The following is a 26754-nucleotide window of genomic DNA, read 5'->3' as shown; positions in this document are numbered from 1 at the left end:
TTTATTAGAAATTTACCAACTATTTTAAATTAAGCTATGTCAGATACATACCAAGCAGAAGATATTCGCCAGCTCACAGAGAAAGTAAAAGAGAAGAATTACTTGTTTTCTCTACTTAGGCAGGAGATCAACAAAGTTATTATTGGACAGGAATATATGATAGACCGCCTTTTGGTAGGTCTTTTGGGGAATGGTCATGTGCTGTTGGAAGGAGTACCGGGACTGGCTAAAACTTTAGCGATAAAAACTTTAGCTGATGCGGTTCATGGTGACTTTTCAAGGATTCAGTTTACTCCGGATCTGCTGCCTGCAGATGTCGTGGGAACGATGATATTCAATATTAAAGACAATGATTTTTCCATAAAAAAGGGGCCAGTATTTGCCAATTTTGTGCTTGCAGATGAGATCAACCGTGCACCGGCAAAAGTTCAGTCTGCCCTTTTAGAGGTGATGCAGGAAAAGCAGGTGACCATTGGAGATGAAACAATGAAACTTCCGAAGCCATTTTTAGTATTGGCAACTCAAAACCCGATTGATCAGGAAGGAACTTATTTATTACCTGAAGCACAAAGCGATCGTTTTATGTTGAAGTGTAAGATAGATTATCCTGAGTTTGAAGATGAAAGAAAAGTGATGCGGATGGTTTCAACTTCCCATCAACCTAGCGTACAGGCAGTTATTTCTCTTCAGGATATTGTAGATGCAAAAGAGCTTATCAATCAGATCTATCTGGATGAAAAGATTGAAAAATATATTCTGGATATGGTTTTTGCGACCCGTTATCCTGAAAACTATGGACTTTCAGATCTTAAAAACTATATCAGCTTCGGAGCTTCACCAAGAGCTTCTATCAACTTAGCCATTGCTTCCAGAGCCTATGCATTTTTAAAAGGAAGAGCATTTGTAATTCCCGAAGATGTAAAAGAGCTGGCTAAAGACGTTTTAAGGCATCGGATTGGCTTAACATTCGAAGCAGAGGCTGAAGAAGTATCATCTGAAGAAATTGTTAATAGGATTTTAGCAAAAATTCAAGCACCCTAAGTATTTATGAATGATGTTATGATCAGAAGAGCGGTTCAGGAGGATTGCGGTCCTATGCTGGAGCTTATAAAAGAGCTTGCTGAATATGAAAAGGCTCTGCACGAAGTCACCGTGACTTTGGAGGAGTTTGTTGATGCCGGATTTGGAAACTCACCTGTTTGGGGAGCTTTTGTGGCAGAGGTGGATGCTGAGATCGTTGGAATATCCTTGTATTATAACAGATATTCAACCTGGAAGGGGAGAAGGTTGTATCTTGAGGATCTTGTGGTGACTGAAAGAATGAGAGGGAAGCAGATTGGAAAAAAACTGTTTGATGCTACTCTGGAATTTGGAAAATCTAATAACTACAGTGGAATGATGTTTCAGGTATTGAACTGGAATGAACCTGCGATCAACTTCTATAAAAAATACAGCCCAAAATTTGATAATGAATGGCTTAATGTATCTATTGATTTTAAAGACTAAATAGAAAAATTGAAAGCGGAAAATGGAAAATTGAAAGCGACGGAATTTATCCCACACTAAACACTTTCAACTTTAAACTTTCAATTTTCAACTACCAAATATATGCAGATAAAAGATATTGTAAAAAAAGTAAAGCAAATAGAGATCCGTACCCGAAAGAAAACGGAAGCTACTTTGATGGGACAATATCACAGTGCTTTTAAAGGGCAGGGGATGACTTTTTCTGAGGTTCGTCCCTATCAGTTTGGGGATGAGATCCGGAGAATCGACTGGAATAAAACCGCTCGTTTCCGTGAACCTTTTGTGAAGGTAATGGAAGAGGAACGGGAGTTGACGATGATGATTCTGGTGGATATTTCAGCCTCTATGGATTATGGAACAAAAACCCAGCTGAAAAGAGAGTATGTAGCAGAAATTGCAGCCAGCTTAGGGTTTTCAGCGGCAGGGAATAATGATAAAGTAGGGCTGATATTATTTGCAGATAAGGTGTATAAAGTGATTCCTCCTCAAAAAGGAAGGAAACATATCCTTTCGATTATTAGTAATATTTTAACTGCGGATTATGTTCCGGCGGTTTCTAAAGTCGATAAAGCATTAGAATATATGATGGGGATTTTCAAGAGAAAATCTCTCGTTTTTCTTTTTTCAGATTTTGAAGATGAATATGATTCCAAAATGCTGAGGGTGACTTCAAAAAAGCATCAGTTGTTGGGGATGAGAATTTATGACGAAAAAGATAATGAAATTCCGGATGTTGGATATGCATTATTTTATGATTCTGAAACAGGAAAACAAGTTTGGGCAAATACTTCAAATGCCAGATGGAGATATACATTCGCTGAGGCCCAGAAGCAAAAGATAAGAGCGATAGAAGATGATTTTGCCAATAGCTCTGCCAGCTTTATGAATGTAGCTGCGGGAGAAGATTATTCAAGATTGCTGTATAATTATTTTCAGCGGAAATAACTGTTTTATAGACACACGATATTTGATATCGTGATAATGAAATATATGAGGCTTTAAGCCAAAATTGAAGTGAAATTGAAAAAAATACTATTTATATTATGTTCCTTGATCTGTGCTAGTGCATTTTCACAGATCCTTTCTTCGCATCTGGAAAAGCAGACTATTGCTTTGGGTGAGGTTAATCATTTTGTGGTTAAAATTGATAACCTGAACAATCAGAAAGTAAGTGCAGCGGCTAAAAATGAGCTTCTGCCATTTCATTTTGAAGAAGTTAAGGATAGCATCGGAACTCAACCCAACTCCTATGAAAGAAAAATTGAATTTGCTGTATATGAAGAAGGCAAGTTTACCATTCCCGTTCTCGAATTTAAAGTAGGAGATAAAATATTAAAGACCATCCCTTATGAAATAGATGTTATTAATACGGCTCAAAAAGGAGATCAGATTAATGATATTATGAAGAATAAAGAAATAAAGCTGGGAACCAAAGATTATTGGGAGCTTTATAAATGGTATGTTTTAGCGGCTTTATCGGTTATTGCATTAATTGTTGCGATTTTCATGTATCTGAAATGGGGGCGCAAGTCGAAAGCCAGTCCTGCTGTTGCAACCAATCAAACGCTAAAAGAACTGGAATCACTTAAAAAGAAAAAATATATAGAAGAAGGAAATTACCGTTCCTTTTATGTTGAACTGATTGATATTTCAAGAAAGTTCATCACTAAACAATATCATCTGCCTGCTGATGTATTGCTTACAGATGACCTTGTGCATCTGATGAAGAAAAATAATACCATTTCTCTTGAGAATGAAAAAGTGGTAGAGGAGGTGTTTTTAAGAGGGGATCTGGTGAAGTTTGCTAAAACATTCCCTGACCAGCAGACGATGGAGAATGATTATGCTGAGATCAGAGAATTTGTAAAAAGATCTTCTCATGATCTTGAATTTGAAAACTTAAGAAAGGATGTTTAATTTCGAATTTTATAGTCCATGGTTTTTATTGCTTTTTTTGCTATTTATTCCCATCTTATTTCGGGATATAAGTAAACAGAAAAGAAAGGGTATAAAAGTTCCCACTGTAAAAAATATGAATAACAGTGGTGAAATTCAGGTGGTCTTATTTTTACTGAAAGTCTCAAAATATATCATACTTTCTGCCCTCATTATTGCAATGGCAAGACCTAGAACTTTTAACATTTCGCAAGATAGGGACGATACCAAAGGAATCGATATTGTATTGTCTGTAGACGTATCCTTAAGTATGCTGGCTAAAGATTTAACACCGGATCGTTTAACAGCGCTTAAAAATATCGCTATAAAGTTCGTTGAAAAACGTCCCAATGATAGATTAGGTCTTGTAACGTATTCCGGTGAGGCCTTCACTAAGGTTCCTGTAACTTCTGATCATGAGGTTGTTATTGATGAGTTAAAAAATCTTAACCCATTGGAGCTACAGCCGGGTACTGCAATCGGAGAGGGGCTTTCAGTAGCGGTCAACCATTTAAAGAACAGCAAAGCTAAGAGTAAAATTATTATTCTGATGACAGATGGGGTAAATACCATTGAAAATGCAATGCCTACACAGGTGGGAGCAGAGCTTGCAAAGAATAATAACATAAAAGTCTATTCGATTGGGATTGGGACCAATGGGTATGCCCTGATGCCAACCCAGACGGATATTTTTGGAGATCTTGTATTTACAGAAACAGAAGTTAAAATAGATGAACCTATTTTACGGGAAATAGCCCAGACAACGGGCGGAAAATATTTCAGAGCTACTTCCAATAGCAGTCTTGAAGAAGTGTATGATGAGATCAATCAACTGGAGAAATCGGATGTGAAAGTTTCGAAATTGTATAACTATCAGGAATATTTTAAAATTTTTCTTTGGATAGCCCTGGGACTGCTTGTTGTTGATGCTTTGCTGAGATGGGTTTTTTATAAATTTTTGAGCTGATGAATTGGTATTTAGGAAATTATTGGTATTTGTTGTTGCTGTTGCTATTGCCGCTGCTCAGTCTTTTATTGGTCCGTTATCTCAAATGGAAAAATAAACGGAAAAATATTTTTGCAGACAGCCAGTTTCATGAAGATTTATTTGAGAAAAGGTCTGGTTTTACAAAGTTGTTTCCTGCCTTATACCTTCTTGGATCCTTATTTTTAATTTTTGCGATCATTGATTTATTGAGCGGGTCTGAGGAAATCAAAACGAATCAAAAATTAAACAATGTCATTTTTATGCTCGACGTTTCCAATTCGATGAACGCAGAGGATATTAATCCAAACCGTTTGAATGAAGCGAAAAATCTTATGATCAATACCATGCAGAAGATGAAAAATGATAAAATAGGTATTGTGATTTTTGCGGGTGAAGCAACTTCTATTATGCCTTTGACAACGGATTATACATCGGCCGAAAACTATATTAATGGAATTGAAACAAGTTCAATGCAGATTCAGGGAACAGATTTTCTGAAAGCGATGCAGGCAGCGGTTAGTAAATTCAAAAATATAAACAAAGGATCCAGGAAAGTGGTGCTGCTAAGTGATGGAGAAGATAATGAAGGAAATGATAATGCAGCAGCAAAGCTGGCAAATAAAGAGGGTATTATGGTTACTTCTGTGGGGATAGGTTCTGATGAAGGGGCGCCGGTTCCGGAATACGTTTTTGGACAGTTAATGGGGTATAAAGCAGACAGGGCCGGAGAAACTGTGATCTCGAAAAGACAGACAGGAGCATTGAGGAAAATGGCTGAATCTACCGGAGGGTCCTACATCGATGGAAATAATGTCAATGAGGCACCCGACAGAATTATGGATGCTTTGAATAAAAAAATGTCCTCTTCTGAAACCATGGTGAAATCTCAAAATGCCAACCACTATTATCAATACTTTTTAGCAGTATCCTTACTGTTTTTTTTCCTCATTTATATTTTTAATCCCAAAAGAGATTTTAATGTTTGATTTCTCTGGTTTTTTTCCTATTTTTTCACAAGATACTTTAACCGAATTTTAACAAATAAAGGCCTGTTTATTAACATATAAAGGAATAATTTTGCATATAATGAATACTAAAATCATTTTTTTATCGTTTATAATTGCTTTTCTGGTGTCAGGCTCCTTATTTGCTCAGGAGAATTACCGAACTCTGGTATATGAAGGCAATCAAAAATTTAATGGTAAAAACTATGATGGTGCATCTTCTAAATACATGGAAGCCATAAAATCCAATGAAAAAGATTTTACGGCCCATTACAATTTAGGAAATGCTTTGTATAAAAGTAAAAAATATGAAGAAGCAAGGGGCGAATTTGAAAAGGCACAAAAGCTGTCTCAAACCTTGCCGGATAAAGCTGCGGCTCTTTATAATTTAGGGAATACTTATATGCAGATGAATCAGCCGGATAAAGCGGCAGATTTTTATAAGCAGTCCTTGAAACAGGATCCCTATAATGAAGCTACTCGAAAGAATTATGAAATTGCGAAGTTGAAGGAAAAAGAAAACGAGCAAAAGAAAAACCAACAAAATAAGTCTGGAAAAGGCGGTGGTGGAAAAGACCAACAACAAAATGATGATCAAAAAGGCAATCCAAAAGATCAAAAACAAGATCAGGGTAAAGGCCAGCAAAATCAAGGGGAAAGTCAGCAAGGAAATAATCCTGACAAGAACCAGAACAATGAAGGTAAAATGCCTAAGGATCTTGAAAACGCAATATTAAATAAAGTAAGCGAAAAAGAAAAAGAAACCGCCAGAAGAATTTTAAATAAAAATTCTTATTCGATGCCTGAAAGCAACGAGAAAGATTGGTGATGAAATATAAACTGATTTACATACTTGTGATACTTACGTCCGTAATTTCTTACGGACAAGTAAACATTTCTGTAACTCCGGATAAAACAGATTACAGCAGTAAAGATATCATCAATCTTACCATTGTTCTGGAACTGAACGGGAGTGAATATAATCAACAGACCCCATTACGTTTACCCGATCTGTCTAAATTTAATATGGTGGGAAGCGGATCTGTAAGCAGTGGGTATATGGATCCTGAAACCAATACAGTAATCACTCAGTATGTAACCCGTGTAGCTCTTGAGCCCAAACAAAAAGGAAAAGTAAAGATCGGCTCTGTACTGGTTACCATCAATAATAAAATTTATAAGACCGAACCTTTTGATATTTTTGTAAAGGATGGTGAGAAAAAATCCGTAGCCAGTACTTCCAATGAAGTATATCTGAATATGGAAATTGAAGATAAGGAAGTATACCAGGATCAGCCTACTATCGCTGTTTTGAAGGTGTATTCCAGAAATATTGACAATTTTAGAAAAATTAAAAATATCAGACTTCCTGATCAGGGTAATATCAACGTTCACGCCATTAATTACAATAGATCGGAAATTGATCCTTCTGATTATGGAAATATGGCTTCACAGGTTTTGGCCATGTTCATGATATTCCCCAATGCTGCAGGTTATGTGGAAGTTCCTTCTGTTTCGGCTTCTCTAAGCAGTTATGCTAATAAAAATAAAATCGTTTCCAACAAGGTAAAGCTCAATGTAAAAAGACTTCCAGAAGGTTCTCCGGAGTGTTTTAAAAATGCTGTAGGAAATTTTAATGTAAGTGTTCTTAATGCTTCCAAAGAAAAAGTAGAAGTTAAAAAGCCTTTAAATGTAATTGTGAAGGTTTCAGGAGAAGGAAACTTGACGGATATGAGCCTTCCTAAAATTGCTGAGTCCCCGGATTATGATTTTTTTGCTCCGAAGATTACTTCTAAAGTGATTCCGGGAATGGCCGGAATAAAAGGAGAAGTTTTGGCGAACTATGTTATTATTCCAAAAAAGGCAGGCCCAATTTCGATTAAAACGGAAGAGTTTGCATTCTTTAATCCAGCCAATAAAGAATATGTGAATCTGGGACAGGAAACACTGGCGCTTAATGCATTTTCTCATGATCAGATCCTTGAATCCCGTTCTACCGTAGAAAGGGTAAATGAATATACAAACAGTCTTTTGGAAACGGTAAATACACCGGTTTTGAAAACAACAACGTTTAAAGTCAAAGAAAAGAACAAATTTCATTGGAATATTCTTCTGGTGAATATTGCGATCCTTTTAGGGTTATTTTTGCTGTATCTTCTATTTAAGACTTGGCAGAAAAAACGCAAGTTAGTTAAGGAAACCGTACCACTAAAACCTATTGGTTCTGTTGCTGAAACAGAAAATGAAATAAGACAGAAGTTAAGAACTGATGTCAATGATTATTTTAGTTATTTAGAAAATCTGAAGGATGGCAAAGAATATCACAAATTCTTTGAAACGGTGGATGAACTGGATGCGGAAGTAAGAAAAGAGTATTTCCAGGGTTCCACAAAGGATTTTGTGAAATTCTTGGAGAGTTATAAAGGTGTCTCTGTGGCAGAGGAATATAGAACGCTTTCCCAAAAGATTCAGATTGAAAAGTTTTCCCCTGTGAAATCCTCAGAGGGAATAGATGAACTTCTAGTCGCTATCGTTAATTTATATTCAAAGATTAGCAAATAGTTAATTTTTTTTCATATTTTTGCGAAATTATTAAAATACGGAAGATGGAAATTTTTGATCACTTTTCTCTAAAGGAAGTTCTGACCTGTTTTATGGTTCTTTTTGCAGTTATAGATATTATAGGGTCTGTTCCTATTGTTGTTAGTTTGCAACAGAAGTTTGGACAGATCGAGGCAGGAAGAGCGTCCATAACTGCGGGAATCATCATGATGGTCTTTTTATTTGTAGGGAATAAAATTCTAAAGTTCATTGGAGTAGATGTTAACTCTTTTGCTATTGCCGGTGCGTTCGTTATTTTTATTATTGCGCTGGAAATGATCCTGGGAATTGAAATCAATAAAACTACTGAGGCTAAATCAGCATCTATCGTTCCTATTGCTTTCCCTTTAGTTGCTGGAGCCGGAACATTAACAACTACTTTATCGTTGAGAGCTGAATTTCATGATATTAATATCATTTGTGGAATTATTCTCAATACAATTTTCGTATATTTGGTGCTGAAATCAGCTAAGTGGCTGGAAAGAAAAATGGGTGAGGCTACGTTAGCAGTCCTACAGAAAGTTTTCGGAATTATCCTTTTAGCAATTTCAATTAAATTATTTACCGCTAACTTTGCCCAACTGGTGCAGAACTATTTTAATTTTTAAGAATTATGCAGAAGTTTTATAAAGTATTTTTAATACTATTTATCGTTTTCATCGCAATTAACCTTTACGCGTTAGACTGGCAGTCAGAAGTTTTATCTGAAGATAACCTGAAGTTTGTTTTTTCAATTGCTTCAGCGGCAATCGGATTGATTTTACTTTTTGTATTGAATACCTGGAGTAAGATAGGAGTAAAGAAATAATCTTTATTATCATAAAAATATAAACCTCTTCAATTTGAAGAGGTTTTTTTGTTATTTAATTTTAGGCTTTACAGAATCTTTTTTAAGAGAATCCTTGACAGTATCAGAAGGGAAAGTGTCTTTTTGGTAACCTTCCGGATTAGGAATCAATTCACGGCTCTCATTGTAATTTTTAGATGAATCCTTGCCATTACCACAAGCAGTTGTGATTAAAATAAGAATCAAAAATAAAACTTTCATCGGATTTAATTTAAGGTTTTCTGATAGCATCTTTTGATGTAAGGATGAAGTTAATCATTTAAACCGATAATACGCTAATTGAAAACTACGAAATGGCAAGATTCTTAAGTACAGCTTCTGATTTCAGTTCTGTTTCCTGCCATTCTTTTTCAGGATTACTCTGTGATGTTATTCCACCACCGACGAATAGGTGAATTGAATCTTTATGGAGTTTGGCACATCTTAAATTTACAAAATACTGAACAGTTTCTTCCGTTTCAATTTTAATATAGCCAGCATAAAATTCACGTGGAAACTTTTCAAACTCCTGAATTTTTTCTCTGCAGAACTCCTTGGGAATTCCACAAACCGCAGGAGTAGGGTGTAATTCTTTTATAATATGATCTACATCTTCGGGCTTTATTTTTGCTTTGAAATCCGTTCGCAGATGTTTAATATTTCCAGAAATATGATCATAAGTGGAAGATGTTTCAATGTTGCCCAAAACGGCATATTTTTCAAAAATATTTTGAATATAGCTTGATACGGGTTTCTGTTCTTCAATTTCTTTTTCAGACCAAGGTTCAGAAACGGGTAAAGTGCCCGCGAGACTCATAGTTTCAAACGTATGGGTCTTCTTGTCGAATTTTCCTAAAACCTCGGAAAAAGCACCCATCCATGAGTTTTCGCCATCGATGAAAATATACCTGAAGGCATTAGGATAAGAATTGCATAGATTTTTGAAGCTTTCTTTCAGATCAATGGTACTAAAATCCCTGATTATTTTCCTTCTCGACAGGACTAATTTTGGAAGATTGTTTTGTCTAATAACGTCGATTACCTTATCTAATTTTTTTAGATATTCTTCTTTTGTTTCGCCTACCAGATGATTATTTTCGGGCTGAAGAATTTGATTTGTAATGGTTATTTTTTCAAAATCCTTTGGGTGAAATTCTACGATGTCCCCTTTAAAACGTAAATGGTTTGAACTGTCAAATGAATAAAAAGTAACTGCATTTTTGAAGGAGTCTTCTATTGTAGTATATAACTTTTCGTTGAATGGAAATTTAAAATAAATCATTAGTCTGCTTGCTTTTAGAAAAAAATACAAGGAACCCATATAAGTGAATCCTTAGTTAGTCTTTCTTTCTGCAAAGGTATTATTAGTCTTAAAAATCTCAAAATCAAATGAGCTTTTTATGAGCTGGTTCTTATTATAAAAAAGACCCAAAGAATTTGAGTCTGTTAGCTGATGATCAAAATAAGATTATTTGTTGATAATATTATTAGTCATGGTCGTATGGTTGATCAATTGTCCTTTTTCGTCACGAATTTCAATTTCTGAAACGTGCATTGTTCTTCCTTTTCTTATAAAGCGTGCTGTTCCGGTTATAATTCCATCTTTTTTACTTCTTAAATGATTAGAATTAATATTGGTGCCTACCCCATAATATTTATCACCGTCGATGAAAATATTAGACAGGCTGGAACCTAGGGTTTCAGCTAAAACACAGCTTGCACCTCCATGTAAAATACCAAACGGCTGATGAACCCTTGGTAGGACTGGCATCGTTGCCGTTAGTGTTTCATTCTCCTGATCAATATCAATAAATTTTATTTCAAGAGCTTTAGCCATAGTTTCTTCTCCCCAATTGTTGAGGAATTGTAATAGCTCTTCTTTGGTCATGTCTTTCATATAACAGTATAAGAAATTATAAATAATGGATGAAGTGGGTAGTGGATACTAGTGAATATTTATTATTGTGCAGGTTGTTCGTTTTCGACACCCATTATGTTAGGATTCCAGTTTTCCGGCACTTTTGGAGTAATATCATTTTTGATATAATAATTTTGAATCTCATTCATGATATCAGAAAAAGAAGCTGTAGCGATTCTTTCATATGGAATAGTGTATCCTAGATAGATAATATTTCTTTTAAAATCTCCAGCTGCCAATACGATCGGTACTTTTGCAGCTAAAGCCATATGATAAAAACCCTTTCTCCATTTCGGTACCCAGCTCCTCGTTCCTTCAGGGGTAATTACAAGACTGAAATCTTCTTTTGCAAATTGCTTGGCAACGAAATTTACAAGATCATTTTTCTGACTTCTATCAATTCCGATTCCACCAAGACCTTTTACAATTCCGCCGTACCATCCCTTGGTATGAGCGTCCTTGATAATTATTTTTAACGGTTTTTCTAAAGACCAATAAGCGAAATTTCCCAATATATATTCCATATTGTGGGTATGCGGCGCTACTACAAGAATACACTTGTTAAGGCTGTTGACGTCGCCCTGAAGAACAACTTTCCAACCCATGAGTTTCAACATTAATTTGCCGATTAGTTTTTTCATATATTTTCGTATTAAAAACAAGAAAGTATAACCAATCTGGTTATACTTTACAAATATATTGAAATATTATCGCTCTTAAAATAAACCGCTGATTAAATCTACGATTTTCATTACAATTTCTAGTGCTATTTGTACCATGGTTGGGGTGTTTTTAAATGATTTGGTTATGATTTATATAACTACACGAAGGTATAACATTTTTTTAAAATAAAGAACTAAATAATACTATTTTTTTGCTTTAGTGAGAGAAGAAGAGTGTGAATTTCAAACGGTTGCCTTCCATTCACACCTTCTGCCACTCTCTGCAGTTTATTATTTGGTTTTTATAGATATTTCGTCTTTTCCGTCTTTGATCTGGATATCTACTTTGCCTTTCATTTTTTTAATGTCAGACTTTACAGAGTCCATTATCTTTTCTGCTTTAGAATTTGGAACTTTTTTTCCATTAATGATGATGCTGTCCTTATCATTAGAATTGTATTCAATTGTTGATCCGTTCACCGAAATCTTATTTTTTTCAATTCTGATATTTCCATCTTCATCATCATCGTACTGGTCGTCATCGTCAATTCCGTCACCATTCAGGTCTCCGTCAAAATCAATTCCGTCTTTCTTTAAAGAGATTACTACTGCTTTTTGTGGAACTACGAGTTCATAATCAATATGATAATCTCTGAAACGGTGATCGTACGGATATTTAATGTAATTAGGAAGAATCACTTTGTTATTCACTATTTCTACCGGTACACTTACGCTCAATGGAATGTTGTAACCTTTTGCTTCTTTTCTAATAATTAAATACGGAGTCTTTATGTCAGCTTTTCTTGTTACTTGTACATCAACCCAATCTTTTTTGTAGACAGATACTTTATCAGAATAAAGATCATCATCATAGCCTATAAAGTTCTGAGGAATGGTTATTTGTTTTAGGTCAACATAAATACTATCGGATGCTGTATTAATTGATATCTCTTCTGTATCTTCTTTATGACCTTTCAGGAACATGTCTTTTTTAGCCATGCTGATACCAAAATAAACAGATACTGTAATTAACCCGAGAATTAATGCTCCTAAAACCCAACCCGTATTTCTTAGTTTTGTTTTTGGTGAGATTAGTTTAATACTTAATAATGCGAACAGCATTGCCGGAATTAAGCTTCCTAAAACAATCATTGCCATTAATACGTATCTCATTCCATCACTGTCAAAGTAGAAATTCATTTCATTCATCGGAGGGAAATCATTACTTCCCATGAATCCGAAAACTACAAATACTCCGATCAGACATCCGAATGCCATCAATGCAAAGATTCCACCTAATACATATCTTACTACATTCCAGATTCCGTTTCCAGCGTTGTTGATATACGGTTTGTTTTCGATGTATATTTCTCCGACCCTCTGAGTAGATTCATTGGCAAATTGTACCAATTTGTTAGACTCATTCTTAAGATTGTCGAAGTTCATAGGCTTTCCCTTCATTTTCAGGAAATCTGCTGCTGTTTCAGCTTTTGGAAGTACGATCCAAAGAATGATATATAACAATGCGATCAGTGAAGAAGAAATGGCTGCTGTAAATATTCCTAAAATAAATACTCCTAACCAGATTGCTCTCATGGCAGTAATATCCATTCCTACATAATGAGCTAAACCTGCGCAAACACCTGCGACTTTTTGTCTTTCAGGGTCGCGGAATAATTGTTTTTTATCAGAGTATTCTGCTCCGGAGTTGCTTGTTCTTTTAGAATTCTTTTCAGAATAATAAGCCTCTTCCTGTTCTTCTATTTTTTCCGGTGTACCGATTTGTGCAATTACCCCTTCTACATCTGTATCGTTGATTACTTCTCTTTTTCCTAAAGAATCTCTGAAGATTTCAACCATTCTAATTTCTATGTCATGCATTACCTCGTCTACTTCTGAAGCGTCCAGTGAGCTTCTAAGAGCATTAAGGTAATCGCTAAGCTTTATATATGCGTGTTCCTCTATAGTAAAAGAAAAACCTGCGAGTCCTATTGAGAGTGTCTTGTTCATAGCTTTGTTTTTTAATTTTTTTGAGTAATTTGGTTTACTGAATCTGTTAATTCATTCCAGGTATTTAAAAGTTCACCTAAAAACAGTTTCCCTTTTTCTGTAATCTGGTAGTATTTTCTTGGAGGACCTCCCGTTGATTCTTCCCATCTGTAGGATAGAAACTCACCATTTTTTAATCTTGTTAAAAGAGGGTAGAGTGTGCCTTCCACAACATCCAGTTTTCCTTTTTTTAGTTCATCTATAAGGTCGGAAACATACATTTCACGATGATTGATAAGACTTAAAATACAGAATTCCAGAATCCCTTTTCGCATTTGCGCTTTGGTATTTTCAGTATTCATCTTAATAAGGTTTTTAATTAGTTATATTTAGAATTAAGTTCCTAGCTAGTTGAACCTATTCTTATTTTACATTACAAAGATATGTAATTAAAATGGTATTATGCAATACAAAGTAGTGGAATTTTTATTTAAAATTATTTAATATGTTGATTTTCAGTTACATAAATTTAAGTCAGTTTTTTGCTCTAAATCAAATTCAGTTAAAATGAAGGCTAATGATTACAATTTTAATTGCTATTCTTATTTTTGTTATGAAATTTCAAGGATATTTCAATGAATAAAAAAGTATATTTTGGATAGATACAAAACATTGATCATTTTTATTTTTTATAGTTCTTTCTCCTTTGGACAAAATCATTTTGAACTCAAATCAGGATCGAACCAATATGATGCTGCTATTACAGTGGCAGATTGTGATGGTGAAAAATGCAGTGGAAATGGGACTGTAGAATTAAGAGATAAGAAAACCTCCCGAGTGGTACAGACTCTGAATTCAGACGATCTTTATTTTTATTTAAACAAAGACCAGCAGCCAAGCGTCAATGTTATTCAATTGTATAATGAGCAAAGTCCGTTGATTTTTAATGACTTTAATTTTGATGGTTCTGAAGATATTGCAGTACGAAATGGAAATGAAAGCAGCTATGGCGGACCATCTTATGATGTATATGTTTATAATTCTACAAAGAAACAGTTCGTTATAAGTGATGAATTAACCAGTCTTGCTTTTGAGAACTTAGGAATGTTCCAGACCGATTCCAAAAGGAAAAGGATTATCACATTTTCTAAATCCGGCTGTTGCTGGCATATCACCACAGAATACCGGATAATTCCGAAAAAGGGACTGGATAAGGTATTTGAATTGGAAGAAGATGCCATGGGAGGTGGTGATTTTGTAAAAGTAACAAGGCGTGAAAAAATTAAAAATAAATGGATCATAAAAACAAAGAAATACCCAATCAAAGAATATTATAAAGAATAATACAATGAAAATACAAAAGGAAATCGATTTTATCTTAGCTGTAGATGCGTTAAAAAATGTACAGAGAAGAAATTACAATGCGGATGATTCACGAAGAGAAAATACGGCTGAACATTCCTGGCAGATCATTATTTTAGCACAGGTGCTTTTTCCATATGCTAAAAACAGGACGGATATAGATTTATTAAGAGTAATAAGAATGCTTTCTATTCATGATTTGGTAGAAATCGAAGCTGGAGATACATTTCTGTTTGATGAAAAAGCAATGGTGGGTAAGTTTGAAAGAGAGAAATTGTCTGCTCAAAATATTTTTGGGATCCTTGATGAGCCTTTACGTTCGGAATTTTTTAACCTTTGGCTTGAGTTTGAAGAAGAGCAGACCCCTGATGCTATTTTCGCCTGTGCCATAGACAGGATTATGCCGTTTATCCTTAATTCCCACACTTCAGGAAAAAGCTGGACAGAAGCAAGTGTTACTGAAGGGCAAATCAGAAATATGCTGGAAAATGCAATTAGCAGGGCCTCTGACGAAATGGGAGAGGCTTTCCAATTTCTACTGAGCAAAAGTCTTGAAACAGAAAAAGTTTTAAAATAAAGAAAACGCAAGTCAATCTGACTTGCGTTTCTTCTCTAATTATAGTATTTGAACTGGTTTTTTAAACTCGTCAATTGCTACGAATGTGAAATCCCCGACAATGGCTCTTTCTCTTTCATAAGAATACATTTGTTCGGTGTAGATCTCTACATTTACTTTCATACTGGTCGTTCCAACGTGAGAAACAGTACCGATCAGTTCCACAATCGTTCCTGCAGGAATAGGTTTTTTAAAGTCAATTTTGTCGCTGCTTACCGTTACCACTCTTTTTCTTGCAAATCGAGTCGCGGTAATAAATGCCACTTCATCCATCAATTGCATCGCTGTTCCTCCAAAAAGGGTATCGTAATGATTGGTCGTGTTAGGGAAAACCGCTTTAAAGATTCGGGTTTCGGATGCTTGAATTCTTTCTTCTGTAGTCATATTTCATTATTAAATTAAAGCGAAATGAAATATATTGAAACAAACAGAATAATACAGGAATGTCATATTCCTGAAAAATCCATCAGATCAATAAACTTCAAGTCGCGAAAGTTTTTTGTTTATAGAAAAAGGCAGGTCTCCTGACTTGTAACATCTTTATTTCCTTCCCATGCCATAGCACAGTGGATTTTTTACAAAGACTTTAGTTACTTACAGTTGCGCGACAGTTCGTGATTTTCACACGATTCCCTATTAATCTGCGGTTAAGCAGAACCGATTCCTGTGATGAATAAGCGATAAAACTTTTTCAGGGGCAAAAATAAGAATAATACAGAGAAATATGTGAATTATTCCGGACTTTTATAAATAATCTGGTGGGCAACCTTTCCTTGTCTGATTGTCCAAAGTGTTGTATATCTGTTTTCCCCTGATCCATTGATCATGTAAACGAAGATGTTATCGTTGTCGATAGCAGCTACAGTGATATTGTTAAAGTCCATCGTAGGCTGGAACATATTTTTAATAGCTTCTCTTACAAAAACGGACCCTCTTCCAATCTGCTGGACACGGATAGACTTGATTTCAGTCATTCCTTCAGGAAGCTCTTTACTGATTCCCCAAGGTTTTATTTTATCAATAGTCAGAATAGTTCCATCTGCATCTTTTTCCATCTTACGGTAACTTGCGTTCGAAGGATATACATCGATGATCACTTTACTCCTTTGAGCAGTAGGAATTTTAGGATTGTTGTTATCGGTGAAAATAAGAGATCTTCCGTTTTTAGATTTTGAAGGAGTATATTGCGGTAATTGATCAATAAAGGCTACACGCTCTTTGTTTACCATCCCTTCTTTATCAAGATTTTCATACCTCACGAATGGTTTTTCGGTATCCTGCTTTTCAGGATATTTGATCCATAACCATTCTGTTTCTCCGGGAGCTGGTTTTACATAAAGAAAGACATCACCTTTACGCATCCTTATCTTATCTACAATTTTTCTATAATTATCCTTTGGAACGCGAACATTAGCATACCCTTCTTCGGCTTTTACGACTCCAAAAGGAATTTTTTGCTGACCTTTTACAAAAGCTAATGAAAATAGACTAATGGCAGATAAATAGAACGCTTTGTTTACCGAAATCATCATGAAAAATTTTTGATGCTTCAAATATATAAATTAAATGTTTCACTGGATATAATTATATAGTTTCAAATCTATAATATTCATTCAATGAATCTAAGAGGTAGGCATATATCGATGGATAATCAATCAGGAGATCACAATAGTTTCATGATTTCATGAAAGGAGAAATTGAAATTAATTAAAATTTTGAACATACTGTAAGATATATTGTAAGTGATATTTCAATATATTAGTATAATTTTCATTAAAATATTAAAAACTAGTAAAACATGACAAAAAATCTACTCTATGTATTTCTATTCTTAATAGGAATTTCCTCTTTTAATGGTAAAAATCCAGATAAAATTTCTTCTTCTTTTTCTTCTTTTTTATTTTGTGATACCAATGCACCTTCCAGTGTTCAGGTTTCAAGCATTACTGCTACTTCTGCTGTTGTTACATGGACTTTTGATCCTGCTACACCAGATTACCTGGTAAGATTTCGGCCAGTGGCGGGAGTTGTATCCCCATGGGCTACGGTTACAATTTCTAACCTGGCATCGTTTACCCTAACCGGGCTAACGCCTTGTTCTCAATATGAGGTTCAGGTTGCTAAAATATGCTCTGGTACAGTTGGAACGTGGTCCGAATCCATCATTTTTATTTCTACCCTTAATTATTGTCTATCTGCCTCTACAGATTCCGGAATGATGCATATTTCTAATGTTATGGTAAGTCCCGGAAATGGAAGCTTTTTACCTATGGTAAGCAATTCCGGAGCATCTAATTATACGGATTACAGAAATGACCCTTCAAGAAAAGTAAATTTATTGGTTGGAAGCACAGGAAATATGATTTCGGTGACCAAAACCTGGAATGGGAGCCCTTCTGCTGCATCAATAAGTGTCTGGATTGACCTCAATGGAAATGGGATTTTTGAAGCTACGGAAAAAATTATGCTTTCTGGTTCAAATACAAGTGCTTCTCCTACTGCTACATTTTCCATTCCTCCTACAGCCTTTCAGACAGCGGGAACTTGTGGTGTTACTATGCGGGTGATGATGACGCAGGCTCTGGCGAATTCTGCCTGTGGAACATTTGTGTATGGAGAAGTTGAGGATTATGGGGTAGCTCTTTTAACAAGTGGAACATTATCAGTTACAGAAAATCACAAAAACAAAGAAATCAATATATACCCAAATCCGGTTTCAGATATTTTATACATTAATGGGATTTCTTCTCATCCGGATTATGAAATTTATAATATGGTAGGACAAAAAATTGAGATGGGAAAAATAGAAGATCATAAAGTTAATGTCCATCATCTTGCTAAGGGTGTTTATTTTATTCAACTGAAGGACAAAGAAAATCCGAGGAGGTTGAAATTTATTAAGAAATAAAAAAAGCGCTGATTGTTCAGCGCTTTTTTTAATTATAATTTTATATCTAAATTCTTTCCAGCTCATCAGCATTAATGGTCGTCTTGAAAGTTCCATAATTAACAATGACTTTGTTTCTGGAAATTTTCTCAATAGTTCCTACACTTGTACTCCCGGGAATACGCACGCGCTGTCCTATTTTCATCCAAAGTGCACGATCTACTTTACGCTTCTCTTCTATCTTTTCATTTGTTTCGGCAATCTTTTCGATAACATCTTCTTTTTTGAGCTGTTGGGTAATTTTCCTTTTTACCACTTGAAGACGTTTTGTTTCATCTTTATCAGCTCCCAATTTTCTGAACTTCTCCTGTTCAAGGATCTTGACAAAATCTTTCACTACATCTTTTCGGGATCTGCCTTTTACATAACTTTCAATGAAAGCTTCTACCTTACCCCCCAACTGAAGTTTACGGTGCTCATCTTCGTATAGTTTTTGAAAATTGAAAAGTTTTTGTTGAAGCTGTTCATTTAGTTTTTGCAGATTATCACGCTTATCTTCAACAGATTCTTTTCTTTCCGCAAGATCTGTTTTAAGTTTCTCCACTTCAAATTTTTCCTGCTGAAGTTTTACGATCGTTTTATCCAGATTTACAATATCATGTTCTACTTTTTTCTTAGCAGAATGAATGATAAATCGTGGAATCTTATTTTTTTCTGCAACTTCGAAAGTAAATGAGCTTCCTGCCTGTCCGACTTCGAGTTTGTACATTGGTTCCAATGTTTCCTCGTTAAATAGCATCGCTGCATTTTCAGCATTAGGGAGCTGCTCTATAACCAGTTTAATATTGGTGTAATGCGTGGTGATAATTGCAAAACTCTTTTTATCATAGAAAAACTCAAGGAAACTTTCGGCCAGTGCTCCTCCTAATTCCGGATCAGAACCGGTTCCAAATTCATCGATCAATAGGAGCGTGTTGGCGTCGGCTTCACGAATAATTCCGCCCATTTTCTTTAACCTTGATGAATAGGTAGATAGATGATTTTCAATCGATTGGTTGTCACCAATATCTGTCATGATCTTATCAAAGAAAAACATTTCAGATTTTGGATGAACAGGAACAAGGATTCCACTTTGAATCATCAATTGAAGTAATCCTACCGTCTTCAGGGTAATCGATTTACCTCCGGCATTAGGTCCGGAAATACAAATAATCCTGTTGTGCTCAGTCAAACTTAAGGTCTGTGAGTGAATGGTCTTTTTTTCGGCTTTATTCCGTAACCATAGCAACGGATGAAAAGCCTCCCTTAATTTCAATGTTTTATGGCGGTTGATTTTAGGTAACACACCATTGATCATTTCTGAAAACTTGGCTTTCGCTCTTGTTAGGTCCAGATCAAAAATATACTTTTGATACCTCCAAAGCTGGGGTTGAAATTCTGCTAGTTCTGCAGTGAGCTTTCGTAGGATTTTGTCTATTTCTTTCTTTTCTTCCTCTTCATTTTCCCGAAGTTTGAAATAATGACTGACCACACTATCCGGCTGGATGTAGGTAATAGATCCTGTTTTAGAAAGGCCTAAAACCCTTCCGGAAACTCTTTTCTTATATGCCGATTTTACAGCTAAAACCCTTTGGTCATCAATAATACTTTCACGGATATCATCAAGAAAGTCACTTTGTCCATAATTGAATAATGCACGGTTAAAATTCTCCTGAATCGCTTTTTTAGCATGTTGAATTTCAGTTCGTAAAGTTTTCAAAATAGGGGAAGCTTCACTTTTTACTTCTCCAAAACGGTTGAATACTTTATCAACCTTATCGATGATTTCTTTTTTAAATTCCAGAACAGAAGCATCTTCCATTAAATTCGGAAAGGTTTCCGGCATGGTAGGGAAGAACTTTTGTAGTTTTCCAATTTGTTCTGTAAGCGTTTTTATTTTGATGAAAGCACTGTTCTCCAGTCGATAATTTTCAATCAGCATTAATTTTAGCTCAGCCTCAATATCCTCGTATTCATCAAACGGAATAGCATTTGAACTCTCAAAACTCGACAAGTATTCGGAAGTCTTTTTCAAAGAAAGTTCTGCTTCCTCAATTTCCATTGGAAGAAGGTGAAGGATTTTTTCTCTCGTTTTCGGAGAATACGCAAAAGGAGAAATTTCCGCGAGCAATTGCGGAAACTCTAATTCGTCTAAATCTTCTTTATTTATATACACATTGCAAATTTAGTGAGAAATTGTGAATATTAATTTGAAAATGAATTAATTTGAGAATTTGAAAATATCTAATGACTAGGTTTTATTACATTTGGAATATGAAACTAGAAACAGAAAGACTAATATTAAAGAATATTGATGAAAGTAATGTAGAAGATATTCTTCGCATTCGAAGTAACGAAGTCATCAATAGATATGTTATGCGTAATTCACCAAAAACGAATTATGATGCACTGGAGTTTATTCTAACAATTAAAGAAAGAACCAAAAATAATCAAACCGTTTATTTGGGGATTTCTTTAAAAGATCAATCCAATATTATAGGAACGATTTGTTTATGGAACTTCTCTGAGGACAGAAAAGTTGCAGAGGTAGGCTACGAATTATTACCTGATTACCATAGAAGGGGAATTATGTCTGAAACACTGGGTGCCATTTTAAATTATGGTTTTAATGAACTAAACTTGCAGGAAATTGTGGCAATTACTAATAAACATAATGAGAACTCTATTGGACTTCTTTTAAAACATCATTTTATTTTGGAAGAAGGTAAAGAAGATGAAGGTTTCCCTGATAACATTATTTTTAGCTTAAAGAAATAATGGTTTGTTATGTCATTTCGATGAAGAAGAAATTGACGTTTCTATTTTAATCATTAAATTTGCTTAGATTCTTACTGCGCTTATGAACTATGTTCGCAGACCTTCAGGCTGTGTTCTGGATAATATAGCATCGCAAAAATGGAATTTCAAATTAATTCATTCTCAAATTTTCAAATTGAATTTATGACCTGGACAGAAGTTTTAGCCCCCATAAAAAGTACTGAGTATTTTACCCATCTTTGGGAAAAGGTAAAACAAGAATATGCAACGACGAAGGTGTTTCCTCCCAAAAATCAAATTTTCAGAGCATTGGAAATTACTCCTTTTGATGATATTGAAGTGGTGATTATTGGTCAGGATCCTTATCATAATGACCACCAGGCAAACGGACTTTGTTTTTCTGTATCAGAGCAGGTAACAGCGCCGCCATCACTCAAAAATATATTTATTGAACTGAAAGATGATCTTGGTGTAGTACGGACTTCCAAAGAATTGGATGACTGGGGAAAACAAGGGGTTTTACTCCTGAATGCAACCCTGACGGTTCGTGCTCATACTCCAAACTCTCATAAAGATCTGGGGTGGGAGAAGTTTACTGACTTTATTATCAAAGAAATTTCGGATAAAAAGGAAAATGTGGTTTTTGTTTTATGGGGAGCTTTTGCGCAAAAAAAAGCCGAACTCATTGATCCGGCTAAGCATTTTATTTTGAAATCTGCGCATCCGTCACCGTTTTCTGTATACAGAGGTTTTTTTGGAAGCAAACCGTTTTCAAAAATTAATGAATATCTTATTTCGAAAGGAAAGAAACCTATCTCATGGTAGGTTTTTCGCCAGTTTTTTTAATTGTAATTCCTATTTTGTATTTTCCCGGAAGAGCTTTTGCTCCGTCTTGTGAGGTAGGATAGGGGGTAACTTCATTGAGTGAAATGGTATATCCATTAAACTCTGCGGATTTAAAATAATTTCTTCCCGGATTTTCTGTTGTGGCCAGGGTTAAGGTTACAGGTCTTGTGGAAGTTCCCATGACCAATACATTGGCAACTGCTACACCTGCCCAGATACAATTGACTCCTTCAGGACAGCGGCTGTCTTCAGCAATATTCGTGAAGGTAACATTCATTTGGTATTCTTTAAGGAATCTGTTTTCTCCTTCAGCGAAATAAATAAGGTTTCCTTCCTTGTTCATTGTCTTTTCTTTTGTACTGGTCGTACCAGTTGATTTTGTGGAAGATTGGGTCTCTTTCTGCGCATTGCAATTCGTAAGAGCTAACATTCCTAAACTGAATAAAATGGTTTTGTATAACATGGTATTTTTTTTAAATGTAATCAAGCATATTTAATACTACTACCAAAAACATTGCCACACCTATCACAAAGCTGAATCCGGTACCGTATATAAATCCGATAAATGCCCCTTTTGTGGATTTTAGAGCTTTGTCCATATCTTTACTGTCGTGAAGCAGTTCACCAATGAAAACTCCGGCAAACATCCCAATCAGGAACCCTAAAGGAATGGGTATAAACATTCCTGCAATGGTGCCTACTACAGATCCTATGCTTCCCCATTTAGTACCTCCATATTTTTTATTGGTCCTGGCGGGAATGACGTAATTCAAAACCGCTGAAGCAACAGTAAGAATAACGAAAATCCAGATATAAAGCATTGATAAATCGGCATCTGTACCAAATTTATAAATTAAAAGGCCAGCCAGACTCAGAACAAGGCCTGGTAAAACGGGAAGGAAGGTTCCCGCAATTCCTAAAATTAATAAAACAAGACAGAGAATATTAATTAATGTTGTATCCATTCTTAAAATTATACATGCAAGATAAAAAAAGTGGCTTTAAAAAAGCCACTTTTTCATATAGGTTAGGAATTTATTATAAGTTTAAGATTACATATTGTAGAATTACACCGGCGTTTCCAATGTTACCCGAAGCATGATTATGGAAGGTTGTATAGTAAATATACCCGCTGTTTGAGGATCCTGAACAAGGTCCTACCGTAGCACCTAATGCCACCAAATAAGGAACTAATACCTGTGGAACTGAAATACTGATCTGGATATTTCCTGGAAGAGTAATACAAACTGTTACAAATATTGAGTTGGGGGCGTTTCCTATCGGTGTGGTCGGAATACCTGTTGCTGTAAAATGATTGGTTCTGATCATTAAAGCATCATTCGATGAGGTTTCTTTAACCAGAACTTCCCAATAAGAAGGATCATAATTAATTATTTTTTGCCAGGAGCCTAGATCATAATCAATATCAAGTGTATTGAAACCTAAAGCGGTTGTAAGTCCGGTATTAGTTACCGTAGCGCCCAATGTCCCTGAGTTTCCGATATTTTTAGAGCACAATTTTGTATCAGGAACAAATCCTCCCGGAAGAGAACAGTTAGTGGTATTAGTTGCTCCGCCCACTAAATAGGCAACATCCCAGTCTGAAGCATAGATACTTCCTCCATTAGCAACAAAAGTTGCCAAATTAGTATCAATGACAGCATAGAGTGCCGGATTTGAAGAATAGCTGTTTCTTGATCCACAGTTAAGAAATATGATGTCATACTGCGCAACAGTGGTTAGGTTGGCAAGATCAGCATTAGTAATTTCGGTCGCGGTATAACCTAAGGTCTGAATGATATCTTCGATTTTATCATACGTTCCTTTTACATAAGCAATTTTTGCAACCTGATTCAGTTTGGTTTGGCTGGCGTCGAGATTCAAGGTTTCACTATCCTTTACAGTAGTGGAAATTTCCGTGCGGAAATTACTACCATTACCCGTTTGAATATGAATCGTGCGAGTTCCTGTCGGAGCTACCAAGGTGAAATTTCCATCTGCGTCTGAAGTGGTATAATAAATTTTATACTTGTCATCAAAAGTAAAAACGGAGGCACCTCCAATGGGTTTGGTTCCATTTTGTGACATTACTTTTCCAGTCAGTTTTCCGGTTTTTACCATTGAAGGTCCGACATTTTCGGAAGGGGTTTGAGGATCATCTCCTCCTGAGCAATTCGTTAAAAGTGTGAATACACACAATAAGATAAATAAGTAGTGTTTTCTCATATCTAATTGATTTTGATTGGTTTAGTTGTAATCAAATTTAATAAATAATTATATATAAAATCATAAAATATGATAAATTTTAAGTATTATTTATTTTTAATAATGTTTTTTAATGAATTTTTTACTTATTAATCGTAGTTTAATAGGAATTAATAATTTTTAAAATAATGATTTAAAATTTTTATTAAATAATAAAAAAGAAATCGTTTTGGGACGAAAATTGATGGAAAGGTTTTAATTAAAATCAGTACTAAATTTCATAAATTTGCTACAATGAAAGATGAACTACAAGACACTAAAGATTTTCTGCAGGATATAAGTGATCAGATTCATTATTTTGTAAGAGATAATGTCCCTGGTGATTTGGTGCTTACCTGCCAGATTATTCTTAAGTTTTTATTCTTAGCAGGAATAGTTTATCTATTGGATTTCATTTTTAAATTTCTGGTTAATATTGTATTTAAATATTTTTTTGATAAAGAAAAATATCCGGTTTTAAAATCGATTTATCAATCCAGAATTACCAATTCACTCGTTCATCTGGGTGCTTTGAATTTTGCAGAATATGCTTTGAAATCTGTATTTTGGAGACATCCTAAAAGTTTTGAATTACTGGGAGTCATCGTTAGCGTAGCGATCATTTTTGTTATAGCAGGAATGCTGTTCAGGGCATTAACAGCACTGAGGAATTACTTTGTCATCAAGCAGGACTTTTATAAGATAATGGCATTGAATGCTATTTCAGAATCAGTAAAAATATTTGGTATTTTTATCCTGACAGTAGTAGGGATATGTGTTATTTTTGGGATCAAAGGCGGGACAATTTTAGGAAGTTTGGGAGCTATTACAGCAGTTTTAGTTCTCGTTTTCAGAGATACTATTCTGGGGTTTGTAACGGGACTTCACGTAGCCACTTCTAAAAATATGAAAGTCGGAGACTGGATTGGAATTCCTAAATATAATATCGAAGGAAATATTGCAGATATCAGTCTTTTAACAACAAAGATTACCAATTTTGATAAAACAGTATCTACCATTCCTACCTACGACTTACTGACTACTGAAATCAAAAATCTTCAGATCATGTCTGAATCCAACACCCGAAGGATTAAAAAATCGATTTACTTCAATATCAATTCATTTAAATTTTTAAGTGATGAAGAGATTGATCGTCTGAAAGATATCAATTTAATTTCTGAATATCTTGAAGGTAAAAGCCTGGAAATAAGAAAAGAAAAAGAATCGCTTGCTCACAATGACAAGATTGTCAATGGGCGGCAGCTTACGAATATCGGCGTTTTCAGATATTATGCTCAAAAATACATTGAAAACGATCCGGACGTAGATAAAAGAGGCGTTGTAATGGTTCGCCAGCTGGATATTACTCCACAGGGTCTGCCCCTGGAAATCTATTGTTTTGCGAACGATTCTAAGTGGGAACGTTTTGAACAGATCCAGGCTGATATTTTTGATCACCTTTTGGTAGCTTCAAAGGAATTTGATCTGCAGGTAATGCAGGTAGCTGTGAAAGTGTAATGAAATTGAAAATTGAAAGAGGAAAATTGAAAGAGATCTCAGCTACGGTGAAGTGATTTTAATTAAAGAATTGAATATTAATTGGTAATAAGATAGTATGATCAAAGGTGTGTTGTGGCTGGTATAAATTCCAGTATCTGACTACCAGCTTCTACTTGAATTATCCAACATCTACTTATAAAAGAATGACAAAACTAAGTGTAAACATTAATAAAATTGCCACTTTAAGAAATGCAAGAGGCGGCGAAACTCCCAGTGTAACTGAAGCAGCAATAAAAATCCAGGAATTTGGAGGGCAGGGTATTACAATTCATCCAAGACCTGATGAAAGACATATTACAAGAAAAGATGTTTATGATCTTAAGCCTTTGGTAACGACAGAATTTAATATTGAAGGAAATCCTCATCGTGCATTTATTGATATGGTTCTGGAAGTGAAACCGGAGCAGGTAACATTGGTTCCTGATGCAGATGATGCAATAACTTCTAATGCAGGATGGGATACCAAAAAGCATTTAGATTTCCTGAAGGAGATCATTGCTGAATTTAAAAATGCAGGAATCCGTACCTCAATATTTCTTGATCCAACTCCGGAATTGGTAGAATATGCTGCAAAAACGGGTGCTGACAGAATTGAATTATACACAGAAGCTTACGCAAAAGAATATCTTACAAATAAAGAACAGGCTATAAAACCTTATCTTGAAACCGCTATTGCTGCCAGTAATTTTGATTTGGGGATCAATGCGGGACATGATTTAAGTCTTGAAAATCTTAAGTATTTTGCAGATACGATTCCCAATCTGTTAGAAGTTTCTATTGGACATGCTTTGGTTTCTGAAGCTTTGTATATGGGAATGGAGAACACGGTTCAGGCGTATCTGAAAAGATTGGCGAAATGGTAAAGTCTGAATAAGAGTGAGAGAGAGTGCAAGAGTACTAGGGTTTGAGAGTAGGAGAATATTTGAATTTGTTTTTTTGAAAAAAAGGCCTATTTAGAATATTTTACTTTAC

The 26754-nt window shown here is 35.1% G+C and carries 29 protein-coding genes and 1 riboswitch; of the genes, 17 read left to right on the top strand and 12 right to left on the bottom strand.

What is annotated here, in order from left to right:
• Window positions 1-36: 36 nt before the first annotated feature.
• The 10 genes from CEY12_RS08525 (at window position 37) to CEY12_RS08480 (ending at window position 8863) form a co-directional block, all read left to right on the top strand.
• Window positions 37-1041 (top strand): AAA family ATPase, encoded by a 1005-nt coding sequence (locus CEY12_RS08525; RefSeq protein ID WP_089027293.1) that lies wholly within the window; start codon window positions 37-39, stop codon window positions 1039-1041.
• A 6-nt stretch (window positions 1042-1047) separates the two neighbouring features.
• Entirely contained in the window at window positions 1048-1506 is a 459-nt protein-coding gene (locus tag CEY12_RS08520; RefSeq protein ID WP_089027292.1) for a GNAT family N-acetyltransferase, read from the top strand.
• A 102-nt stretch (window positions 1507-1608) separates the two neighbouring features.
• Window positions 1609-2472: a DUF58 domain-containing protein gene (locus CEY12_RS08515; RefSeq protein ID WP_089027291.1), complete on the top strand. Its 864-nt coding sequence runs from the start codon at window positions 1609-1611 to the stop codon at window positions 2470-2472.
• A gap of 75 nt (window positions 2473-2547) precedes the next feature.
• A complete protein-coding gene (locus tag CEY12_RS08510; protein WP_089027290.1) occupies window positions 2548-3444 on the top strand; it encodes a hypothetical protein in 897 nt (298 codons plus the stop codon).
• The gene (locus CEY12_RS08505) at window positions 3437-4429 is read left to right on the top strand and encodes a VWA domain-containing protein (protein ID WP_089027289.1); all 993 of its coding nucleotides are present in this window, start codon (window positions 3437-3439) and stop codon (window positions 4427-4429) included. The genes CEY12_RS08510 and CEY12_RS08505 overlap by 8 nt, the downstream gene beginning before the upstream one ends.
• On the top strand, window positions 4429-5436 hold the full coding sequence (locus CEY12_RS08500; protein WP_089027288.1) for a vWA domain-containing protein: 1008 nt from the start codon (window positions 4429-4431) through the stop codon (window positions 5434-5436). The genes CEY12_RS08505 and CEY12_RS08500 overlap by 1 nt, the downstream gene beginning before the upstream one ends.
• Window positions 5437-5536: 100 nt before the next feature.
• Window positions 5537-6283, top strand: coding sequence for a tetratricopeptide repeat protein (locus tag CEY12_RS08495; RefSeq protein WP_089027287.1), 747 nt, complete (start codon window positions 5537-5539; stop codon window positions 6281-6283).
• On the top strand, window positions 6283-8016 hold the full coding sequence (locus CEY12_RS08490; RefSeq protein WP_089027286.1) for a BatD family protein: 1734 nt from the start codon (window positions 6283-6285) through the stop codon (window positions 8014-8016). Before CEY12_RS08495 ends, CEY12_RS08490 begins: the two co-directional genes overlap by 1 nt.
• Before the next feature lie 44 nt (window positions 8017-8060).
• Entirely contained in the window at window positions 8061-8663 is a 603-nt protein-coding gene (locus CEY12_RS08485; RefSeq protein ID WP_089027285.1) for a MarC family protein, read from the top strand.
• Between the two features lie 5 nt (window positions 8664-8668).
• A complete protein-coding gene (locus CEY12_RS08480; protein ID WP_089027284.1) occupies window positions 8669-8863 on the top strand; it encodes a hypothetical protein in 195 nt (64 codons plus the stop codon).
• Between the two features lie 51 nt (window positions 8864-8914).
• On the opposite strand, the gene CEY12_RS08475 is transcribed toward CEY12_RS08480, so the two are convergent.
• The 6 genes from CEY12_RS08475 to CEY12_RS08450 form a co-directional block, all read right to left on the bottom strand.
• On the bottom strand, window positions 8915-9103 hold the full coding sequence (locus CEY12_RS08475) for a hypothetical protein (protein WP_157676788.1): 189 nt from the start codon (window positions 9101-9103) through the stop codon (window positions 8915-8917).
• An 85-nt stretch (window positions 9104-9188) separates the two neighbouring features.
• Entirely contained in the window at window positions 9189-10163 is a 975-nt protein-coding gene (locus CEY12_RS08470; RefSeq protein ID WP_089029826.1) for a chorismate-binding protein, read from the bottom strand.
• A gap of 186 nt (window positions 10164-10349) precedes the next feature.
• Window positions 10350-10778 (bottom strand): PaaI family thioesterase, encoded by a 429-nt coding sequence (locus CEY12_RS08465; protein WP_089027282.1) that lies wholly within the window; start codon window positions 10776-10778, stop codon window positions 10350-10352.
• A gap of 62 nt (window positions 10779-10840) precedes the next feature.
• On the bottom strand, window positions 10841-11440 hold the full coding sequence (locus tag CEY12_RS08460; protein WP_089027281.1) for a 1-acyl-sn-glycerol-3-phosphate acyltransferase: 600 nt from the start codon (window positions 11438-11440) through the stop codon (window positions 10841-10843).
• A gap of 312 nt (window positions 11441-11752) precedes the next feature.
• Window positions 11753-13471, bottom strand: coding sequence for a PspC domain-containing protein (locus CEY12_RS08455; protein ID WP_089027280.1), 1719 nt, complete (start codon window positions 13469-13471; stop codon window positions 11753-11755).
• 11 nt (window positions 13472-13482) lie between these two features.
• A complete protein-coding gene (locus CEY12_RS08450; RefSeq protein WP_089027279.1) occupies window positions 13483-13812 on the bottom strand; it encodes a PadR family transcriptional regulator in 330 nt (109 codons plus the stop codon).
• A gap of 292 nt (window positions 13813-14104) precedes the next feature.
• Here CEY12_RS08450 and CEY12_RS08445 point away from each other — a divergent pair, with 292 nt between their 5' ends.
• Window positions 14105-14794: an XAC2610-related protein gene (locus CEY12_RS08445; RefSeq protein WP_228409821.1), complete on the top strand. Its 690-nt coding sequence runs from the start codon at window positions 14105-14107 to the stop codon at window positions 14792-14794.
• Between the two features lie 4 nt (window positions 14795-14798).
• Window positions 14799-15389 carry an HD domain-containing protein gene (locus CEY12_RS08440; RefSeq protein ID WP_089027277.1) on the top strand — a complete coding sequence of 197 codons (591 nt, stop codon included), beginning with the start codon at window positions 14799-14801 and terminating at the stop codon, window positions 15387-15389.
• Between the two features lie 39 nt (window positions 15390-15428).
• Here CEY12_RS08440 and CEY12_RS08435 read toward each other — a convergent pair whose 3' ends face one another.
• Together CEY12_RS08435 and CEY12_RS08430 are read right to left on the bottom strand one after the other, a co-directional pair.
• Window positions 15429-15812 (bottom strand): acyl-CoA thioesterase, encoded by a 384-nt coding sequence (locus CEY12_RS08435; RefSeq protein WP_089027276.1) that lies wholly within the window; start codon window positions 15810-15812, stop codon window positions 15429-15431.
• Window positions 15813-15924: 112 nt separating this feature from the next.
• A riboswitch (cobalamin riboswitch) is annotated at window positions 15925-16105 on the bottom strand.
• Between the two features lie 54 nt (window positions 16106-16159).
• Window positions 16160-16960: a hypothetical protein gene (locus CEY12_RS08430; RefSeq protein WP_089027275.1), complete on the bottom strand. Its 801-nt coding sequence runs from the start codon at window positions 16958-16960 to the stop codon at window positions 16160-16162.
• A 266-nt stretch (window positions 16961-17226) separates the two neighbouring features.
• Here CEY12_RS08430 and CEY12_RS08425 point away from each other — a divergent pair, with 266 nt between their 5' ends.
• Window positions 17227-18336: a GEVED domain-containing protein gene (locus CEY12_RS08425; protein ID WP_089027274.1), complete on the top strand. Its 1110-nt coding sequence runs from the start codon at window positions 17227-17229 to the stop codon at window positions 18334-18336.
• Window positions 18337-18382: 46 nt separating this feature from the next.
• Here the strand turns inward: CEY12_RS08425 and CEY12_RS08420 are convergent, their stop codons facing one another.
• On the bottom strand, window positions 18383-20530 hold the full coding sequence (locus tag CEY12_RS08420) for an endonuclease MutS2 (RefSeq protein ID WP_089027273.1): 2148 nt from the start codon (window positions 20528-20530) through the stop codon (window positions 18383-18385).
• Between the two features lie 98 nt (window positions 20531-20628).
• Here CEY12_RS08420 and CEY12_RS08415 point away from each other — a divergent pair, with 98 nt between their 5' ends.
• Together CEY12_RS08415 and CEY12_RS08410 are read left to right on the top strand one after the other, a co-directional pair.
• A complete protein-coding gene (locus CEY12_RS08415; RefSeq protein WP_089027272.1) occupies window positions 20629-21132 on the top strand; it encodes a GNAT family N-acetyltransferase in 504 nt (167 codons plus the stop codon).
• A 183-nt stretch (window positions 21133-21315) separates the two neighbouring features.
• Window positions 21316-21957, top strand: a complete 642-nt coding sequence (locus CEY12_RS08410) for a uracil-DNA glycosylase (RefSeq protein ID WP_089029824.1) — start codon at window positions 21316-21318, stop codon at window positions 21955-21957.
• Here CEY12_RS08410 and CEY12_RS08405 read toward each other — a convergent pair.
• The 3 genes from CEY12_RS08405 to CEY12_RS08395 form a co-directional block, all read right to left on the bottom strand.
• On the bottom strand, window positions 21944-22441 hold the full coding sequence (locus tag CEY12_RS08405) for a hypothetical protein (protein WP_089029825.1): 498 nt from the start codon (window positions 22439-22441) through the stop codon (window positions 21944-21946). The two genes, CEY12_RS08410 and CEY12_RS08405, sit on opposite strands and share 14 nt — an antisense overlap.
• Before the next feature lie 10 nt (window positions 22442-22451).
• Window positions 22452-22943: a DUF456 domain-containing protein gene (locus tag CEY12_RS08400; protein ID WP_089027271.1), complete on the bottom strand. Its 492-nt coding sequence runs from the start codon at window positions 22941-22943 to the stop codon at window positions 22452-22454.
• Between the two features lie 73 nt (window positions 22944-23016).
• Window positions 23017-24204 (bottom strand): carboxypeptidase-like regulatory domain-containing protein, encoded by a 1188-nt coding sequence (locus CEY12_RS08395; protein ID WP_089027270.1) that lies wholly within the window; start codon window positions 24202-24204, stop codon window positions 23017-23019.
• A 273-nt stretch (window positions 24205-24477) separates the two neighbouring features.
• Here CEY12_RS08395 and CEY12_RS08390 point away from each other — a divergent pair, with 273 nt between their 5' ends.
• A complete protein-coding gene (locus CEY12_RS08390; RefSeq protein WP_089027269.1) occupies window positions 24478-25740 on the top strand; it encodes a mechanosensitive ion channel family protein in 1263 nt (420 codons plus the stop codon).
• Window positions 25741-25925: 185 nt separating this feature from the next.
• Window positions 25926-26645, top strand: coding sequence for a pyridoxine 5'-phosphate synthase (locus CEY12_RS08385; RefSeq protein WP_089027268.1), 720 nt, complete (start codon window positions 25926-25928; stop codon window positions 26643-26645).
• The last annotated feature ends 109 nt before the right edge of the window (window positions 26646-26754 follow it).

Source organism: Chryseobacterium sp. T16E-39, from assembly GCF_002216065.1.
GTDB lineage: Bacteria > Bacteroidota > Bacteroidia > Flavobacteriales > Weeksellaceae > Chryseobacterium.
This window is presented reverse-complemented; position numbering and strand designations above follow the sequence as displayed.

Coding starts and splice junctions, on each gene's coding strand:
- CEY12_RS08525 (WP_089027293.1), top strand. CDS start 37: ATGTCAGATACATACCAAGCAGAAGATATTCGCCAGCTCACAGAGAAA.
- CEY12_RS08520 (WP_089027292.1), top strand. CDS start 1,048: ATGAATGATGTTATGATCAGAAGAGCGGTTCAGGAGGATTGCGGTCCT.
- CEY12_RS08515 (WP_089027291.1), top strand. CDS start 1,609: ATGCAGATAAAAGATATTGTAAAAAAAGTAAAGCAAATAGAGATCCGT.
- CEY12_RS08505 (WP_089027289.1), top strand. CDS start 3,437: ATGTTTAATTTCGAATTTTATAGTCCATGGTTTTTATTGCTTTTTTTG.
- CEY12_RS08500 (WP_089027288.1), top strand. CDS start 4,429: ATGAATTGGTATTTAGGAAATTATTGGTATTTGTTGTTGCTGTTGCTA.
- CEY12_RS08495 (WP_089027287.1), top strand. CDS start 5,537: ATGAATACTAAAATCATTTTTTTATCGTTTATAATTGCTTTTCTGGTG.
- CEY12_RS08490 (WP_089027286.1), top strand. CDS start 6,283: ATGAAATATAAACTGATTTACATACTTGTGATACTTACGTCCGTAATT.
- CEY12_RS08485 (WP_089027285.1), top strand. CDS start 8,061: ATGGAAATTTTTGATCACTTTTCTCTAAAGGAAGTTCTGACCTGTTTT.
- CEY12_RS08480 (WP_089027284.1), top strand. CDS start 8,669: ATGCAGAAGTTTTATAAAGTATTTTTAATACTATTTATCGTTTTCATC.
- CEY12_RS08475 (WP_157676788.1), bottom strand. CDS start 9,103: ATGAAAGTTTTATTTTTGATTCTTATTTTAATCACAACTGCTTGTGGT.
- CEY12_RS08470 (WP_089029826.1), bottom strand. CDS start 10,163: ATGATTTATTTTAAATTTCCATTCAACGAAAAGTTATATACTACAATA.
- CEY12_RS08465 (WP_089027282.1), bottom strand. CDS start 10,778: ATGAAAGACATGACCAAAGAAGAGCTATTACAATTCCTCAACAATTGG.
- CEY12_RS08460 (WP_089027281.1), bottom strand. CDS start 11,440: ATGAAAAAACTAATCGGCAAATTAATGTTGAAACTCATGGGTTGGAAA.
- CEY12_RS08455 (WP_089027280.1), bottom strand. CDS start 13,471: ATGAACAAGACACTCTCAATAGGACTCGCAGGTTTTTCTTTTACTATA.
- CEY12_RS08450 (WP_089027279.1), bottom strand. CDS start 13,812: ATGAATACTGAAAATACCAAAGCGCAAATGCGAAAAGGGATTCTGGAA.
- CEY12_RS08440 (WP_089027277.1), top strand. CDS start 14,799: ATGAAAATACAAAAGGAAATCGATTTTATCTTAGCTGTAGATGCGTTA.
- CEY12_RS08435 (WP_089027276.1), bottom strand. CDS start 15,812: ATGACTACAGAAGAAAGAATTCAAGCATCCGAAACCCGAATCTTTAAA.
- CEY12_RS08430 (WP_089027275.1), bottom strand. CDS start 16,960: ATGATGATTTCGGTAAACAAAGCGTTCTATTTATCTGCCATTAGTCTA.
- CEY12_RS08425 (WP_089027274.1), top strand. CDS start 17,227: ATGACAAAAAATCTACTCTATGTATTTCTATTCTTAATAGGAATTTCC.
- CEY12_RS08415 (WP_089027272.1), top strand. CDS start 20,629: ATGAAACTAGAAACAGAAAGACTAATATTAAAGAATATTGATGAAAGT.
- CEY12_RS08410 (WP_089029824.1), top strand. CDS start 21,316: ATGACCTGGACAGAAGTTTTAGCCCCCATAAAAAGTACTGAGTATTTT.
- CEY12_RS08405 (WP_089029825.1), bottom strand. CDS start 22,441: ATGTTATACAAAACCATTTTATTCAGTTTAGGAATGTTAGCTCTTACG.
- CEY12_RS08400 (WP_089027271.1), bottom strand. CDS start 22,943: ATGGATACAACATTAATTAATATTCTCTGTCTTGTTTTATTAATTTTA.
- CEY12_RS08395 (WP_089027270.1), bottom strand. CDS start 24,204: ATGAGAAAACACTACTTATTTATCTTATTGTGTGTATTCACACTTTTA.
- CEY12_RS08390 (WP_089027269.1), top strand. CDS start 24,478: ATGAAAGATGAACTACAAGACACTAAAGATTTTCTGCAGGATATAAGT.
- CEY12_RS08385 (WP_089027268.1), top strand. CDS start 25,926: ATGACAAAACTAAGTGTAAACATTAATAAAATTGCCACTTTAAGAAAT.